The organism is Klebsiella sp. RHBSTW-00484, assembly GCF_013705725.1.
GTDB lineage: Bacteria > Pseudomonadota > Gammaproteobacteria > Enterobacterales > Enterobacteriaceae > Klebsiella.
Genome location: NZ_CP055481.1, coordinates 1,495,218 through 1,511,359, shown reverse-complemented (window position 1 = coordinate 1,511,359; position 16,142 = coordinate 1,495,218). Strand labels below are relative to the sequence as shown.

Annotated in this window: 17 protein-coding genes; 8 read left to right on the top strand and 9 right to left on the bottom strand. The window is 56.0% G+C overall.

Features of this window, described 5'->3' with window-relative positions; genetic code table 11:
• Positions 1 to 86 precede the first annotated feature (86 nt).
• The 4 genes from alaS to pncC all read right to left on the bottom strand — a co-directional run bounded on the left by alaS (position 87) and on the right by pncC (position 5,050).
• On the bottom strand, positions 87 to 2,714 hold the full coding sequence (gene alaS / locus HV213_RS07270; RefSeq protein WP_181485203.1) for an alanine--tRNA ligase: 2,628 nt from the start codon (positions 2,712 to 2,714) through the stop codon (positions 87 to 89).
• 130 nt (positions 2,715 to 2,844) lie between these two features.
• On the bottom strand, positions 2,845 to 3,345 hold the full coding sequence (gene recX, locus HV213_RS07265) for a recombination regulator RecX (RefSeq protein ID WP_181485202.1): 501 nt from the start codon (positions 3,343 to 3,345) through the stop codon (positions 2,845 to 2,847).
• Positions 3,346 to 3,413: 68 nt separating this feature from the next.
• Complete coding sequence (gene recA / locus HV213_RS07260; RefSeq protein WP_181485201.1) at positions 3,414 to 4,472, bottom strand: recombinase RecA; 1,059 nt, start codon at positions 4,470 to 4,472, stop codon at positions 3,414 to 3,416.
• A gap of 80 nt (positions 4,473 to 4,552) precedes the next feature.
• Positions 4,553 to 5,050, bottom strand: coding sequence for a nicotinamide-nucleotide amidase (pncC, locus tag HV213_RS07255; RefSeq protein ID WP_181485200.1), 498 nt, complete (start codon positions 5,048 to 5,050; stop codon positions 4,553 to 4,555).
• Positions 5,051 to 5,251: 201 nt separating this feature from the next.
• On the opposite strand from pncC, the gene HV213_RS07250 reads away from it, so the two are divergent.
• On the top strand, positions 5,252 to 5,479 hold the full coding sequence (locus HV213_RS07250) for a hypothetical protein (RefSeq protein WP_181485199.1): 228 nt from the start codon (positions 5,252 to 5,254) through the stop codon (positions 5,477 to 5,479).
• Between the two features lie 35 nt (positions 5,480 to 5,514).
• Here HV213_RS07250 and HV213_RS07245 read toward each other — a convergent pair whose 3' ends face one another.
• From HV213_RS07245 to mltB, 4 genes are all read right to left on the bottom strand, one after another.
• A complete protein-coding gene (locus tag HV213_RS07245; protein ID WP_181486351.1) occupies positions 5,515 to 6,393 on the bottom strand; it encodes a metal ABC transporter substrate-binding protein in 879 nt (292 codons plus the stop codon).
• Positions 6,394 to 6,401: 8 nt separating this feature from the next.
• Positions 6,402 to 7,265 (bottom strand): metal ABC transporter permease, encoded by an 864-nt coding sequence (locus HV213_RS07240; protein ID WP_181485198.1) that lies wholly within the window; start codon positions 7,263 to 7,265, stop codon positions 6,402 to 6,404.
• Positions 7,262 to 7,972 carry a metal ABC transporter ATP-binding protein gene (locus tag HV213_RS07235; RefSeq protein ID WP_181486350.1) on the bottom strand — a complete coding sequence of 237 codons (711 nt, stop codon included), beginning with the start codon at positions 7,970 to 7,972 and terminating at the stop codon, positions 7,262 to 7,264. Before HV213_RS07235 ends, HV213_RS07240 begins: the two co-directional genes overlap by 4 nt.
• Positions 7,973 to 8,175: 203 nt before the next feature.
• Positions 8,176 to 9,252 carry a lytic murein transglycosylase B gene (gene mltB, locus HV213_RS07230; RefSeq protein WP_181485197.1) on the bottom strand — a complete coding sequence of 359 codons (1,077 nt, stop codon included), beginning with the start codon at positions 9,250 to 9,252 and terminating at the stop codon, positions 8,176 to 8,178.
• Positions 9,253 to 9,516: 264 nt separating this feature from the next.
• Here mltB and srlA point away from each other — a divergent pair, with 264 nt between their 5' ends.
• The 7 genes from srlA (at position 9,517) to gutQ (ending at position 14,507) form a co-directional block, all read left to right on the top strand.
• Positions 9,517 to 10,080, top strand: a complete 564-nt coding sequence (gene srlA, locus HV213_RS07225) for a PTS glucitol/sorbitol transporter subunit IIC (protein WP_110277014.1) — start codon at positions 9,517 to 9,519, stop codon at positions 10,078 to 10,080.
• Complete coding sequence (srlE, locus tag HV213_RS07220) at positions 10,077 to 11,054, top strand: PTS glucitol/sorbitol transporter subunit IIB (RefSeq protein WP_181485195.1); 978 nt, start codon at positions 10,077 to 10,079, stop codon at positions 11,052 to 11,054. Before srlA ends, srlE begins: the two co-directional genes overlap by 4 nt.
• Before the next feature lie 13 nt (positions 11,055 to 11,067).
• Positions 11,068 to 11,430, top strand: coding sequence for a PTS glucitol/sorbitol transporter subunit IIA (srlB, locus tag HV213_RS07215; RefSeq protein ID WP_181485194.1), 363 nt, complete (start codon positions 11,068 to 11,070; stop codon positions 11,428 to 11,430).
• Positions 11,431 to 11,447: 17 nt separating this feature from the next.
• A complete protein-coding gene (gene srlD, locus HV213_RS07210) occupies positions 11,448 to 12,227 on the top strand; it encodes a sorbitol-6-phosphate dehydrogenase (protein WP_139539484.1) in 780 nt (259 codons plus the stop codon).
• 120 nt (positions 12,228 to 12,347) lie between these two features.
• Positions 12,348 to 12,707: a transcriptional regulator GutM gene (gutM, locus tag HV213_RS07205; RefSeq protein ID WP_181485193.1), complete on the top strand. Its 360-nt coding sequence runs from the start codon at positions 12,348 to 12,350 to the stop codon at positions 12,705 to 12,707.
• Positions 12,708 to 12,775: 68 nt separating this feature from the next.
• On the top strand, positions 12,776 to 13,549 hold the full coding sequence (gene srlR / locus HV213_RS07200; RefSeq protein WP_181485192.1) for a glucitol operon DNA-binding transcriptional repressor SrlR: 774 nt from the start codon (positions 12,776 to 12,778) through the stop codon (positions 13,547 to 13,549).
• Positions 13,542 to 14,507 carry an arabinose-5-phosphate isomerase GutQ gene (gene gutQ / locus HV213_RS07195; protein WP_181485191.1) on the top strand — a complete coding sequence of 322 codons (966 nt, stop codon included), beginning with the start codon at positions 13,542 to 13,544 and terminating at the stop codon, positions 14,505 to 14,507. The genes srlR and gutQ overlap by 8 nt, the downstream gene beginning before the upstream one ends.
• Here the strand turns inward: gutQ and norR are convergent.
• The gene (norR, locus tag HV213_RS07190) at positions 14,470 to 16,014 is read right to left on the bottom strand and encodes a nitric oxide reductase transcriptional regulator NorR (protein WP_181485190.1); all 1,545 of its coding nucleotides are present in this window, start codon (positions 16,012 to 16,014) and stop codon (positions 14,470 to 14,472) included. The genes gutQ and norR overlap by 38 nt on opposite strands.
• Between the last annotated feature and the right edge of the window lie 128 nt (positions 16,015 to 16,142).

Sequence of the window (16,142 nt, the reverse complement as noted above, 5' to 3'; positions counted from 1 at the left end):
AACTTCAACCCGACTTTATCGTTATCAGTGCTTCTCGCGCAAGATGCTATAATCCGAGAATGACAGCATCTATGCGTTTATAGTTATTACAGTTTTGCGCTCACCCAGCCTTTCACACTGGCCAACGCAGCAGGGAGGGCAGACGCATCGGTACCGCCAGCTTGCGCCATATCCGGACGACCGCCCCCTTTACCGCCCACCTGCTGGGCGACCATACCAACCAGCTCCCCTGCTTTCACGCGGTCTGTCACATCCTTAGACACACCTGCAATCAGAGAAACCTTACCTTCTGCGACCGTGGCTAATACGACAACCGTTGAACCCAGTTGGTTCTTCAGATCGTCAACCATGGTACGCAGCATTTTCGGCTCAACGCCAGCCAGCTCGCTGACCAGCAGCTTAACGCCGTTAATCTCTTCCGCTTTACTGGAGAGGTTTGCACTCTCCTGCGCCGCAGCCTGCTCTTTCAACTGCTGCAGCTCTTTTTCCAGCTGGCGACTACGTTCTAATGCAGCTCGTACTTTATCGCCGAGGCTGTGAGTATCACTCTTCAGCAGTTGTGCGATCTCACCGAGCTGATCGCTTTGCGCATGCAGCCACGCAATAGCACCTTCGCCGGTGACCGCTTCAATACGACGCACGCCTGCGGCGGTGCCGGATTCAGACGTAATACGGAACAGACCAATGTCACCAGTACGCGAGGCGTGAGTACCGCCGCACAGTTCAGTGGAGAAATCGCCCATGCTCAGTACACGAACGCGATCGTCATATTTCTCGCCAAACAGCGCCATCGCGCCGGATTCACGAGCCGCATCAATGTCCATGATATTGGTTTCGACAGGCAAGTTGCGACGAATTTGCGCATTCACCAGATCTTCTACCGCACGGATCTCTTCCGGCTTCATCGCTTCAAAATGCGAGAAGTCAAAACGCAATGCTTTGTCATTAACCAGAGAACCCTTCTGCGCCACGTGCGTACCGAGAACCTGACGCAGCGCCGCATGCATCAAGTGCGTGGCGGAGTGGTTCAAACGAATACGCTGACGGCGAGCCTGGTCAACATCAGCCTGCACCGCGTCACCTACTTTCAGAGAACCGCTGGTCAGTTTACCGATGTGGCCGATGGCCTGACCATATTTCTGTGCGTCGCTGACCTGGAAGGAGAAACCGGTGCCCTTAAGTTCACCTTTATCACCTACCTGGCCGCCGGATTCAGCATAGAATGGCGTTTGATCCAGAATAACAACCGCTTCCTGACCCGCTGTCACCGCATCGACGGCTTTACCGTCGATAAACAATGCAGTGACTTTGCCGTTCAGCTCCAGGCTGTCATAACCTTTAAACTCAGATGCGCCCTCAACGCGAATCATCGCATTGTAGTCCGCGCCAAAACCGCTGGATTCGCGCGCACGGCGGCGTTGCTCTTCCATTGCGGCTTCAAAGCCCGCTTCGTCAACTTTAATGTCGCGCTCGCGGCAGACGTCCGCGGTCAGGTCGACCGGGAAGCCGTAAGTATCGTACAGACGGAAGGCGGTTTCGCCATCCAGCGTGTCGCCTTTCAGCTTAGCCAGCTCTTCGTCCAACAGCGCCAGCCCACGCTCCAGAGTACGAGCAAACTGCTCTTCTTCAGTTTTCAGCACCTGCTCTACCTGAGCTTGCTGCTGTTTCAACTCTTCACCGGCTGAACCCATCACTTCAATCAGCGGGGCAACCAGTTTCCAGAAGAAAGAGTCCTTCGCGCCCAGCATGTTGCCATGACGAATTGCGCGACGAATGATACGGCGCAGCACATAGCCACGGTTTTCATTCGATGGAATAACGCCATCAGCAATCAGGAACGCACAAGAGCGAATGTGGTCAGCAATAACGCGCAGGGACTTGTTAGAGAGATCGGTCGCACCAGTTACGTTAGCCACGTTCTTAATCAGCTCGCGGAACAGGTCAATATCGTAGTTGGAGTTCACGTGTTGCAGCACAGCCGCGATACGCTCCAGGCCCATACCGGTATCAACGGACGGCTTCGGCAGCGGTTCCATGGTCCCGTCGGCCTGACGGTTGAACTGCATAAAGACGATGTTCCAAATCTCGATATAACGATCGCCGTCTTCTTCAGGGGTTCCCGGAGGACCGCCCCAGATGTGATCGCCATGGTCGAAAAAGATTTCGGTGCACGGACCGCAAGGACCGGTATCACCCATCTGCCAGAAGTTATCGGAAGCAAAAGCTGCGCCTTTGTTGTCACCGATACGGATGATACGCTCGCGCGGAACACCAACTTCATTCGCCCAGATGTCGAATGCTTCGTCATCGGTTTCGTAGATGGTCACCCACAGTTTTTCTTTCGGCAGCGCAAACCAGTTTTCACCAGTCAGCAGTTCCCATGCGTATTTGATTGCGTCCTGCTTGAAATAATCGCCGAAGCTGAAGTTACCCAGCATTTCAAAGAAGGTGTGGTGACGCGCGGTGTAACCGACGTTTTCCAGATCGTTGTGCTTACCACCCGCACGAACGCAACGCTGCGCAGTAGTTGCGCGCGAATAATTACGTTTGTCGAGACCAAGGAAAACATCCTTGAACTGGTTCATCCCGGCGTTGGTAAACAGCAGGGTCGGGTCGTTATGCGGCACCAGGGAGCTGCTCGCAACTACCTGATGTCCCTTACTATGGAAAAAGTCGAGAAACGCCTGACGGATCTCAGCGGTGCTCTTGCTCATAATTATCCTGAAATCAAGCTAACGAAATGTCGCTGGCAGCCACTACTCAGTATCGACCGGCAGGCTACTCACGAAAATAAAGTGGGAATAAGATAAGTTTTCTTTACGGGGAAGTAAAATCCCCGATGGGTCAATCTGCAAAATTTCGCCAGATTTCCTGGATATCTTCCATTAGATAGCCGCGATAGAGCAAAAAGCGCTGAATTTTCACTTTTTCTGAAAATGCAGTGGGTAAGGGTTCGCCATATTTTCGTTGCGCCTGTTCTTTAGCGAGCAGCGCCCAGTCGATTTCGCATTCACTCATCGCGCACTCAATCGCCTCACGGGGAATACCTTTTTGCTTGAGCTCCTGCCGAACGCGCGCCGGACCGTATCCCTTCCGACTGCGGCTGGCAATAAACTGGCGAACAAAGCGGTCGTCGTCCAGATAGCGGTTATCAATACACCACTCAACGACTTTATCGACATCTTCCGGCGTCACATCGAGCGCTTCCGGGCCGTTTTTACTCATTACGGGAGCAGCAAGTTTGCGGCGCAGTTCCTGTTCACTGTGATCGCGCATTGCCAGAATACGGATGGCGCGATCCAGCAGGCGTGCATAGCCGGAACGGCGGGATGAAGTTTCAGTCATGGGCAACCTCGCTAATCAAAAAGCAAAAGGGCCGCATAAGCGGCCCCTTGTTAGACTTTCTGACGATATCAGAAATCTTGTTCAGTTTCTTCTGCGCTGTTTCCGTCAACGACGAAGTCCGGAGTGGAGTCCTGATTGCTCAGCAGCAGTTCACGAACTTTCTTCTCGATCTCTTTCGCTGCAGCCGGATTCTCTTTCAGCCAGGAGATCGCGTTCGCTTTACCCTGACCAATCTTGTCGCCATTATAGCTGTACCAGGCACCAGCTTTCTCAATCAGCTTCTCTTTCACACCGAGGTCAACGAGTTCACCGAAGAAGTTAATACCTTCACCGTAGAGGATCTGGAACTCAGCCTGCTTGAACGGCGCGGCGATTTTGTTTTTCACCACTTTAACGCGGGTTTCGCTACCGATGACGTTATCGCCATCTTTCACCGCACCGATGCGACGGATATCCAGACGAACAGAGGCGTAGAATTTCAGTGCGTTACCGCCGGTAGTCGTTTCCGGGTTACCAAACATCACACCAATTTTCATACGAATCTGGTTGATGAAGATAAGTAGGGTATTGGACTGCTTCAGGTTACCTGCGAGCTTACGCATCGCCTGGCTCATCATACGTGCCGCGAGGCCCATATGAGAATCGCCGATTTCACCTTCGATTTCCGCTTTCGGCGTCAAGGCCGCAACGGAGTCGACAACGATAACGTCTACTGCGCCAGAGCGCGCCAACGCATCACAGATTTCCAGAGCCTGTTCGCCAGTATCCGGCTGAGAGCACAGCAGGTTGTCGATATCGACACCCAGTTTGCGAGCATAAACAGGGTCCAGTGCGTGTTCTGCATCGATAAACGCACAGGTTTTACCTTCACGCTGAGCGGCGGCGATAACCTGCAGTGTCAACGTGGTTTTACCGGAAGATTCTGGCCCGTAGATCTCGACGATACGGCCCATAGGCAGACCGCCAGCGCCCAGGGCGACATCCAGTGAAAGCGAACCGGTGGAGATAGTTTCCACATCCATGGAACGGTCTTCACCCAGGCGCATGATGGAGCCTTTGCCGAATTGTTTTTCGATCTGGCCCAGTGCTGCCGCCAACGCTTTCTGTTTGTTTTCGTCGATAGCCATTATTACTCCTCTCATGCCGGGTGTAACCGGGTAGTGAATTCTGTTCTGTTGATGCAATTATACTGTATAGTCATACAGTATCAAGTGTTTTGTAGAAATTGTTGCCAGAGGAGTTTTAGGGCATACGCCGTCGCCTGACGACGTACCGATTCCCGGTCTCCAGCAAAGCATTCGCGCTGAGTCACGCCTTGCCCATTGGCGCTGGCCACGCCAAACCATACGGTTCCAACCGGCTTTTCCGCGCTGCCGCCGTCCGGCCCGGCAACGCCGCTGACCGAAATAGCATAATCCGCTCGCGCCGCGCGAAGAGCGCCAATTGCCATCTCCACCACCACCGCCTCACTCACCGCGCCATGATCAAGCAGAGTCACCTCGCTGACGCCAATCATCTGCGATTTCGCTTCGTTGCTGTAGGTGACGAAACCGCGCTCAAACCATGCCGAGCTGCCCGCGATATCGGTAAGCGTTTTGGCGACCCAACCGCCAGTACAGGATTCCGCCGTGGTTACCGTCGCGCCGCGCGTTTTCAGCGCCAACCCCACCTGTTCGCTCAGTTGCATTAATTCCGAATCTGTCATTCGTCGCCCCACGTAAGCCGTATAAAGAGGTCATCAAAGATAGCACTTTCAGCAGAGATATGGGGATGAGGTGGCGAATTTACGAGGAGGCTTCCGAAAAACATTGTCCGCGCCAGCGCAGCATTTTCGGATAGCTGCCAGGTGCCACCAGTGCCACAATTCACCGTACATAAGGAAGAGTTAAATTAGAGGTTACCAGGAATGGCTAAAGCACCGCTTACCCCAGAGCAGAATTTGAAAAAAATTAGACAAGTACGCCTTTGTCTATTTTTATGCGGCGTATTTTCGCTGCTCACTGCGCTACTACACATTTTCACCCGCTCATTCAACCCGCTATCTGAAGGCGTACAGATATTACTGGGCGTGGGCTGCATGATCTACGGGTTCACGTTGACCAAAAAAATCAAGCAGATGCAAGCAGAACAATAAAGTTAAATAACCGGCCCATCGCGGGCCGGATTCATTTATTTCATACTGGCAGCAATCAGCTCTACGTTGTGACGCAGCATTTTCACGTAGCTATCCGCTACGCCACCCGGAGCGGAAAGCGCCTCAGGATAGAGTTCACCGCCCGGCTGCGCACCCGTTGCGCTGGCAATCTGTTTGACCAATCTGGGGTCAAGCTGGTTTTCCATAAACCAGGTATGCACATCGTCAGCTTTAATTTGTTTAATTAATGCCGCCACCTGCGCCGCGCTGGCTTCACTTTCCGAAGACAATCCTTGCGGCGCAAGGAACGTCACGCCATAGGCGCGGCCAAAGTAGCCGAATGCATCGTGGCTGGTTAACACCTTGCGCCTGGCCTGTGGGATAGTGCTGAACTGATCTTTCGCCCAGCTATCCATCTCGTTGAGCTGGCTGATATAGCGCTTACCCGAGGCCTCCAGCGCCAATTTATCTTCCGGGTCTGCTTTTACCAGGCCGTTAAGGATATTTTGCGCATACAGCGCACCGTTTGCAGCGCTGTTCCAGGCGTGCGGGTCGGTAACCGTCTGACCATCCTCATCAAGGGTATGGGTTTTTACTCCATTGGACGCCACGACCAGCTCACCTTTAAAGCCGGATGCTTTAATCAGCCTGTCCAGCCAACCCTCCAGCCCCAGGCCGTTCACCACCACGACATCGGCTTTGCTAAGCAGCGCGCTGTCTTTCGGTGACGGTTCAAAGGTATGCGGGTCGCCGTCAGGCCCCACCAGGGTATCCACGTGCACATGTTCACCGCCAACCTGCTGCACCATGTCGCCTAAAACAGAAAAACTACTCACCACGTTCAGCGTTTTTGCCATCACCCCTTGCGACGCCATGCCCAGCGCCAGCGCCAGCAGTATCCCGGTACGTTTCATCATTTTCCTCACCCCATTAATTTACGCCAGCCGACAACCAACCGACTGCGCGTGCCAAAAAACACCGAAACAAAAAAGATGCCGCTGGCGGTCAAGACGATAGCCGGACCGGCTGGTAGATTCGCCGCCCAGGAGAGGCTCAAGCCCATCCAGGCACATAGCGCGCCAATAAGCGCGGCCAACAGCAGAATACCCGGCAACGTCCGCGCCCAGCAGCGAGCGGCTACCGCAGGCAGCATCATGACGCCCACTGCCATCAGCGTACCGAGTACCTGAAATCCAGCGACCAAATTAAGCACCAGCAGCGCGAGAAACAGGCCGTGCAGCAGAGCAGGCAATCTTCGCGAGTTCACCTGTAGCCAGACGCTGTCGAAGGTTTCGCTGACCAGGCCGCGATAAAAAAGAGCAATACAGATCAGCGTCAGGCTGGCGACGCCCGAAACGAACAACGCCGAATCGCTGTCTACCGCCAGAATCGAACCAAACAGCAGATGCAGCAGGTCGACGTTAGAACCACGCAGCGATACCAGCGTGACGCCCAGCGCCAGGGAACCGAGGTAGAATCCGGCGAAACTGGCGTCCTCTTTTAAGGGCGTACGGCGGCTGACCCACCCCGCCACCAGCGCGACCGCAATCCCGGCAATAAATCCACCAACGGTCATCGCCAGCAGCGACATCCCGTTGAGTAGGTACCCCGCCGCCACACCGGGCAAAATCGCGTGTGACAGCGCATCGCCCATCAGGCTCATACGCCGCAGGAGCAAGAAAACGCCGAGCATGGTGGTGCTGAGGGATAACGCCAGACATACCACCAGCGCGCGACGCATAAAGCCAAATTCGATAAAGGGCTGAAAAAAGGTGTGCCAGATCATGCCAGCCTCGCGGAGTTAAATGCGGACAGCACATCGGGAGTTTCGCCCCAGCGGGCATGCTGCGACGTCAGCAACAGCGTTTCCGGGAAATGCTCGGCGACCCGCTGGTTATCGTGCAGCACCGCCAGAATCGTCTGCCCCTGCTGATGCATTTCCTGGATCAGCATCATCAGATCGCGACTTGTGGCTTCATCAATGCCGGTAAACGGCTCATCGAGCATCACCAGCGGCGCGCGCTGTATCATCACCCTGGCGAACAACATCCGCTGAAACTGGCCGCCGGAGAGCTCCTCAATCGGCGTTTTCGCCATCGCTAATAGCCCCACCCGCTCCAGCGCCGCGCTAATACGCTGACGAATTTCTCCCCGTAACCCGCGCAGCAACGACACGCGCGGCCAGGCACCCTGGCTGACGACGTCCTGCACGGTGAGTGGAAACTGCGACTCCAGAGAGTGGCGCTGAGCCAGCCAACCGATAATCGGTCGTCCGTCACGCCAGTTCAGACGGCCGCTCACCGGTGGAATAAACCCGGCCAGCGTCTTTAGCAGCGTCGATTTACCGCAGCCGTTCAGGCCAACGATAGCCGTCATGCTGCCCGCCGAAATCCTGCCGCTCAGCGACGGCGTTATTGCCAGGCCCTCATAGCCTGCCACCAGATGATCAAGTTCAATCATGGCAGCGACACAGCCCACCAGGTCGCCAGCCACAGCACGGCCAGCAAGGAACAGGCGATAATCAGCCGCGTTGCGCCGGAAGCCATCAATATGGAAGTCAATTCTCACACCTCAATAAAACGTTATAACATAACAATATTGAAAGATGCGTAAAATGTAAATTGGTGTCAACGAAAGGAAATGCTGCAAAATGTAACAGGCTCCTCCCCGAAGGGAGAGGAGCACAGAGGGCGAGATTACTGCATACGAGCTTGAGAAACCGCCAGCCCCAACTGCCAGACGGCCATCGCGTAATGGGTGCTGTGGTTGTAGCGAGTAATGGTGTAGAAGTTCGGCAGACCGTACCAGTACTGATATCCCGTGCCCACATCCAGACGCAGCAGGCTCGCCTGCTGATGGTTACCCAGCGACTGAGTCGGGGTTAATCCCGCCGCCGTCAGCTGCGAAACGCTGTATTTGGTTTTGAAGCCGTTAGCCAGCCCCGGCGCCTGGCCCATCGCCTGCACGGCTACCTGATCGCCGCTCACCCAGCCATGCTGCTTAAAGTAGTTAGCCACGCTGCCGATAGCATCAACTGGATCCCACAGGTTGATATGCCCGTCGCCGTTGAAATCCACCGCGTACTGGCGATAGGAGGATGGCATAAATTGACCGTAGCCCATCGCTCCGGCAAACGACCCTTTCAGGTCCAGCGGATCATCTTTTTCACTGCGTGCCATCAGCAGGAAGGTTTCCAGTTCGCCGGAGAAGTACTCCGCACGACGCGGATAGTTAAACGAAAGAGTTGCCAGCGCATCAAGGATGCGGGTTTTGCCCATCACCCGGCCCCAGCGAGTTTCCACGCCAATAATCCCGACGATAATTTCCGGCGGCACGCCGTAAACCTGATACGCACGGTTGAGCGCGTCCTGATACTGGTTCCAGAACACCACGCCGTTCTGCACGTTATCCGGAGTAACAAACTGTTTTTTGTAACGCAGCCAGGCGCCGTTCGGCCCTGACGGCGGCAGCCCGGTCGGAGCCTGACGGTCCATCAGGCGCAGAACGTAATCCAGACGTTTAGCCTGCGAGAGAATTTCGTGCAGCTGCTGACGGTCAAATCCATGCTTACTCACCATTTTGTCGATGAACTGTTCCGCCGCCGGGTTGTTGGCGAAATCACCGCCCATCTGCATCACATTATGCTGCGGCTCCAGCAAAAAACCGCCGGTACTGCCCGCCATTTCCGTTTCCGCAGGGGTTTGAGGTTTGCTGCTACAGGCAGCGAAAAGAGCACACAGCGGGAGTAAAACCAGATAGCAACGCTTCAACATGGGACATCCATTTAACAAATCGGCAAGAGGTAATTATGGTAAAGCATGCGCCCGCTCACAAGGAAGCGGCAGCGACTGAAATTCTTTTTTATTGCCATTTTTACCTCATCGCTCGTCACATTCTTTTCTCCTCCTCAGTCACAACCTTTCAAAATAAAATATTTATCTTTCATTTTGCGATCAAATTAACACTTTTAAATCTTTCGAAGTGATTAAAATTAGCCGCCAGTTAGCAAGAAAAATAACACGCTGAAGGAGAGAACAATGATTGAAGTCATTACCCACGGTGCCGAATGGTTTATCGGCCTGTTTCAGAAGGGAGGTGAGGTGTTTACCGGTATGGTCACCGGGATCCTGCCTTTGCTGATCAGTCTGCTGGTGATCATGAACGCCTTGATCAACTTTATTGGTCAGCAGCGGATCGAAAAGCTGGCGCAACGCTGCGCCGGTAATCCGATCTCCCGCTACCTGCTGCTGCCCTGCATCGGCACCTTCGTTTTCTGTAACCCCATGACCTTGAGCCTCGGGCGCTTTATGCCCGAGAAATACAAACCCAGCTACTACGCGGCGGCCTCCTACAGCTGCCATTCGATGAACGGCCTGTTTCCCCATATCAACCCCGGCGAGCTGTTCGTCTATCTCGGGATCGCCAACGGGCTGACCACTCTCGGCCTGCCGTTAGGGCCGCTGGCGGTGAGCTATCTGCTGGTGGGCCTGGTGACGAACTTCTTCCGTGGCTGGGTGACCGACCTGACCACCTCGATTTTTGAGAAGAAAATGGCCATCCAACTTGAGCAGAAAGTCCATCTGTCAGGAGCAACATCATGACGCGTATTCGTATTGAAAAAGGCACCGGTGGCTGGGGCGGCCCGCTCGAACTGGACGTCGTTGCCGGTAAAAAGATTGTCTATATCACCGCAGGCACCCGTCCGGCGATCGTCGATAAAATCGCGAGCCTCACCGGCTGGCAGGCGGTCGATGGCTTCAAAGAGGGCGAACCGCCGGAAGCGGAAATCGGCGTGGCGATTATCGACTGCGGCGGCACCCTGCGCTGCGGCATCTATCCAAAGCGCCGTATCCCGACCATTAATATCCACGCCACCGGCAAATCTGGCCCGCTGGCGCAGTACATCGTCGAGGATATTTATGTTTCCGGAGTGAAAAGCGAGAACATTCACGCCTTAACAGATAACGACTCCCCTGCTCCACAGGCCGCGCCAGCTCAACCGGCGGTCCGCGACTATGACACCAGCAAGAAGATAACCGAGCAGAGCGACGGCCTGCTGGCGAAGGTCGGAATGGGGATGGGCTCCGTGGTAGCGGTACTGTTCCAGGCCGGTCGCGACACCATCGATACGGTGCTGAAAACCATTCTGCCGTTTATGGCCTTCGTCTCGGCGCTGATCGGCATCATCATGGCCTCCGGCGTCGGCGACTGGATTGCCCACGGTCTGGCACCGCTCGCCAGCCATCCTCTGGGCCTCGTCACCCTGGCGCTGATCTGCTCCTTCCCGCTGCTGTCGCCGTTCCTCGGCCCAGGCGCGGTCATCGCCCAGGTTATCGGCGTACTGATTGGCGTGCAGATTGGCCTTGGCAATATTCCGCCGCACCTCGCCCTGCCCGCACTGTTTGCGATCAACGCCCAGGCCGCCTGCGACTTTATCCCGGTTGGTCTGTCGCTGGCGGAAGCGAGACAGGACACCGTGCGCGTCGGCGTCCCGTCGGTGCTGGTGAGCCGCTTCCTGACCGGCGCGCCAACGGTGCTGATCGCATGGTTCGTTTCCGGATTTATTTACCAATAAGAGGTTCCTGAAGATGACCGTGATTTACCAGACCACCATTACGCGTATCGGTGCCAGTGCGACGATGGCGCTGGAAGACCAGATGCTGATCACCTTTCGCGAAGGGGCCCCGGCCGATATCGAAGAGTATTGCTTTATTCACAACCATGGCGAGCTATCCGGCCCGCTGGTTCCGGGCGCGGAGCTTCAGCTTGGCGAACAGCGCTATCCGGTGACCGCCGTCGGCGACGTTGCCGAGCAGAACCTGCGCGAACTCGGCCATATCACGCTGCGTTTCGATGGTCACCGCGAAGCGGAATTCCCAGGAACCGTCCACGTGGCGGGCCCGGTGCCGGAAGAGATCGCCACCGGCTGCGTACTGAAATTTGTTGCTTAAGTTGTAAGGAGAAAATTATGAATCAGGTTGCTGTTGTCATTGGCGGGGGACAAACCTTAGGGGAGTTTCTGTGTCGCGGCCTTGCCGCAGAGGGTTATCGCGTGGCGGTTGTCGATATTCAGAGCGATAAAGCGACCCGCGTCGCGCAGGCCATTAACGCCGAATATGGCGAAGGAACGGCGTACGGCTTTGGTGCCGACGCCACCAGCGAAGCCAGCGTCGTCGCCCTCGCCCGCGGCGTGGACGAAATATTTTCCCGCGCAGATCTGCTGGTCTACAGCGCCGGGATCGCCAAAGCGGCCTTTATCAGCGACTTCGCGCTGGGCGATTTTGACCGCTCGCTGCAGGTTAATCTGGTGGGCTACTTCCTCTGCGCCCGCGAGTTTTCGCGGCTGATGATCCGCGACGGTATAAAAGGACGCATCATCCAGATCAACTCGAAATCCGGCAAAGTGGGCAGCAAGCACAACTCCGGCTACAGCGCGGCGAAATTTGGCGGCGTGGGGCTGACGCAGTCTCTGGCATTAGATCTCGCGGAGTACGGTATCACCGTCCATTCGCTGATGCTGGGTAACCTGCTGAAGTCGCCGATGTTCCAGTCGCTACTGCCGCAGTACGCCACCAAGCTGGGGATTGCCGAGAACGAAGTTGAGCAGTATTACGTCGATAAAGTCCCGCTCAAGCGCGGCTGCGATTATCAGGACGTGCTCAATGTGCTGATGTTTTACGCCAGCCCGCAGGCTTCGTACTGCACCGGGCAGTCCATCAACGTCACCGGCGGGCAGGTGATGTTTTAAACAGGAGTCCCGGATTGCGCTGCGCTTATCCGGGCTACCGATCGGCCTGTTTTGTAGCCCGGGTAAGGCGCTCGCGCCGCGACCCGGGTTCTTCCCGGCATCACATCTTAAGGAGATTTTATGGTTACCGCACTCATCACCGTCGCCGCCATAGCCTGGATAACCCAGCTCGCCTTTGGTGGCTGGCAAATCCGCCAGTTTAATCGCGCCTTTGACCAGTTGTGCCAACAGGGCCGGGTCGGCGTGGGTCGCTCCTCGGGCCGATTCAAACCGCGCGCCGTCGTCGCCATCGCCGTCGATGAACACGACCGCATTCGCGATACGCTGTTAATGAAAGGTCTCACCGTCTTCGCCAGACCACAAAAAATTCCCGCTCTCAACGGCAAACATCTCCAGGAATTGCAGCCTGATGTGATCTTTCCCAATGATCCGCTCTGTCAGAATGCACTATTATTAGCGCTTAATCCGAAACATGGATAATTTCGTTGTGAAAGTTAATATCTTGCGAAATTATCATTTCGAAACTTTAAACGCAGGATACAACGCCTATGAAACCACGTCAGCGCCAGGCAGCCATTCTCGAGCACCTGCAAGCGCAGGGCAAATGCTCGGTTGAAGAGCTGGCGCAACACTTCGACACCACCGGTACCACCATCCGCAAGGATCTGGTCATCCTTGAGAATGCCGGTACCGTTATCCGCACCTACGGCGGCGTGGTGTTAAATAAAGACGAGGCCGACCCGCCCATCGACCACAAGACGCTGATCAACACCCATAAAAAAGAGCAGATTGCCGAAGTTGCGGTGGGCTTTATCCACGATGGCGACTCGATCATTCTCGACGCCGGCAGCACGGTCCTGCAAATGGTGCCAATGCTCAGCCGCTTCAATAACATCACGGTGATGACCAACAGCCTTCATATCGTCAACGCCCTCTCCGAACTGGATAACGAACAAACGATCCTGATGCCAGGCGGTACCTTCCGTAAAAAATCAGCCTCTTTTCACGGCCAGCTGGCGGAAAACGCCTTCGAACACTTCAGCTTCGATAAACTGTTTATGGGCACCGACGGGATTGATTTAATCGCCGGCGTCACCACCTTTAATGAGGTTTTTACGGTCAGCAAAGCGATGTGCAATGCCGCCCGCGAGGTTATCCTGATGGCCGACTCATCGAAGTTTGGCCGCAAAAGTCCCAATATCGTCTGCGGCCTGGAGAGCGTGGACAAACTGATTACCGATGCCAACATCGACCCTGAATTCCAGCGGGCGCTGGAAGAAAAAGGCATCGAAGTCATTATTACTGGAGAACATCATGAGTAACTTTCTGTTAGAAGCCGGACGCCAGACCCTACTGCTGGAGCTTCAGGAGGCGAGCCGCCTGCCTGAACGCCTGGGCGACGACTTCATCCGCGCAGCGGAAATCATCATCCACTGCGAGGGCAAACTGGTGGTCTCCGGGATCGGTAAATCGGGCCACATCGGCAAAAAGCTGGCCGCTACTTTCGCCAGCACCGGCACCCCGGCGTTTTTCGTCCATCCGGCGGAAGCGTTACACGGCGACCTTGGAATGCTCGATAGCCGCGACGTGATGCTGTTTATTTCCTACTCCGGCGGCGCTAAAGAACTGGATCTTATCGTCCCACGGCTGGAAGAACGGTCCATACCACTGCTGGCGATGACCGGCAAATCCACCTCTCCGCTGGCGCTGGCCGCCAAAGCCGTGCTTGATATCGCAGTGGAACGCGAAGCCTGCCCGATGCACCTCGCCCCGACCTCCAGTACCGTCAACACGCTGATGCTCGGCGACGCGCTGGCGATGGCGGTGATGCAGGCTCGCGGCTTTAATGAAGAATATTTTGCCCGCTCGCACCCGGCTGGCGCGCTGGGCGCACGACTGTTGAACAAAGTTCACCATCTCATGCGCCGCGATGGCGACGTGCCGCGCGTGGAGGTTGATACCAGCGTGATGGATGCGATGCTCGAACTCAGCCGCACCGGTCTGGGACTGGTGGCGGTCTGCGATGAGCACAATCACGTCCAGGGCGTGTTTACCGACGGCGACCTGCGCCGCTGGCTGGTAGGCGGCGGCAGTTTGCAAGATGTCGTCAGCCTGGCGATGACCCGAAACGGCGTAACCCTGCAATCAGAAAGTCGCGCAGTAGAAGCTAAAGAGCGCCTGATGAAACACAAAATCAGCGCCGCGCCGGTGGTCGATGACAACGGACAGCTGGTCGGCGCGATTAACCTGCAGAACTTTTATCAAGCCGGGATCCTTTAAGTCCCAGACGCTTCGCCAGCCGATGCAGGTTGGCGACGTCGAGATCCAGCGCGCGGGCGGCGGCGGCCCAGTTCCGGCTGTTATCCGCCAGCGCTCTGGCAATCGCTTCGCGCTGGAAGGCTTCCGTCGCCTCGCGTAAATTCACCACCTCCGTCACCGACTGCGGGCTTGCGCTCGGCAGGGCCGGTGTTTCCACGGCGAACTGAAAATGCTGCGGCTCCAGCACTACCTCATTACCGGCCTGCGTCGCCCGCGCCAGCACCACCGCGCGATGGATTGCATGTTCCAGCTCACGTACGTTCCCCGGCCACGGCCAGGCGCGCAGCCTCGCCCGCGTCGCGTCGCTTAAAATCACCTGCGACAGCCCCATGCGCAAACGGCACTGCTCGCAGAAATAGCCCGCCAACAGCACCACGTCGTTTTCCCGCTCGCGCAGCGCCGGAACCGACAGTGGGAACACGCTCAGACGATGATAAAGGTCGGCACGAAAACGGCCCTCCACCACCTCCTGACGCAGGTCGCGGTTGGTCGCCGCCAGCACCCGCACATCAACCCGCAGGCTGCGGTCATCGCCGACGCGCTGAATATCGCCATACTGCAGCACCCGCAACAGTTTGGCCTGTAGCGCCAGCGACAGCTCGCCAATTTCATCGAGGAACAGCGTCCCGTTGTCCGCCATTTCAAACTTGCCGCTGCGGTTACTTATCGCCCCGGTAAACGCCCCTTTAACGTGACCAAACAGCTCGCTTTCCGCCACGCTCTCCGGTAGCGCTGCGCAGTTGAGATACACCAGCGGATTGGCTGCACGCGGCGACCCCTGATGCACCGCCTTCGCCACCAGCTCTTTGCCGGTGCCGGTTTCGCCACTAATAAGGACATTCAGGTCGGAAGCCGCGACGATATCGATCTCTTTTTTCAGCTGTAAAATCGGTGCCGACAGGCCGATTATCTCCTGACGCTCGGACGCCGGGTAAGCGATAGCCTGCTCCGGCAGCACGTTTTGATTCTCCAGCCGGGCAATCAGCAGCGCGTTATTCAGCGCCCCGGCTACCAGAGCGGCAATCAGGCGCAGCTCCTCATCGCTAAAGCTGTCGAAGCGATCTGCATCCATGCCGTCGAGAGTCAGCGCACCAACCAGGGTTTGTCCGGCAAACAGCGGTAGCCCGACGCAGGCATGTACCTTCAGGCTCTCCTGTCCGGGAATTAATCCGTCGTAAGGGTCCGGCAGGTCGCTGTCTGCCGGGAAACGCACCACGTCCCCGGCACGGGCAATCGCCTCCAGCCGTGGATGCCCCTCAAGGGCGAAGCGCCGCCCAAGTACATCCTGGGCCAGGCCATCAATCGCCAGCGGCACAAACTGGTGCGCCTCGTAGCGCAGCAGCGCCGAAGCATCGCAGCCGAGAATCTGCCGCAGGGTGGTAATCAGGCGCGAGAAACGGTCGGCATGACCGATATCGCTTTGCAAATCAATGGCGATTTTCGCCAGGGCCTCGACGGAGAAACTCATTGTCGCCTCATAGTCATTCTGACAATAAAGATAGTCATAACGACTATTTTAACCATTGTCATTTTGACATCAACAAATTTAGTTAAAAATATTAAAACCTTTAAATTCAATTAATTAAAAAGTTGGCA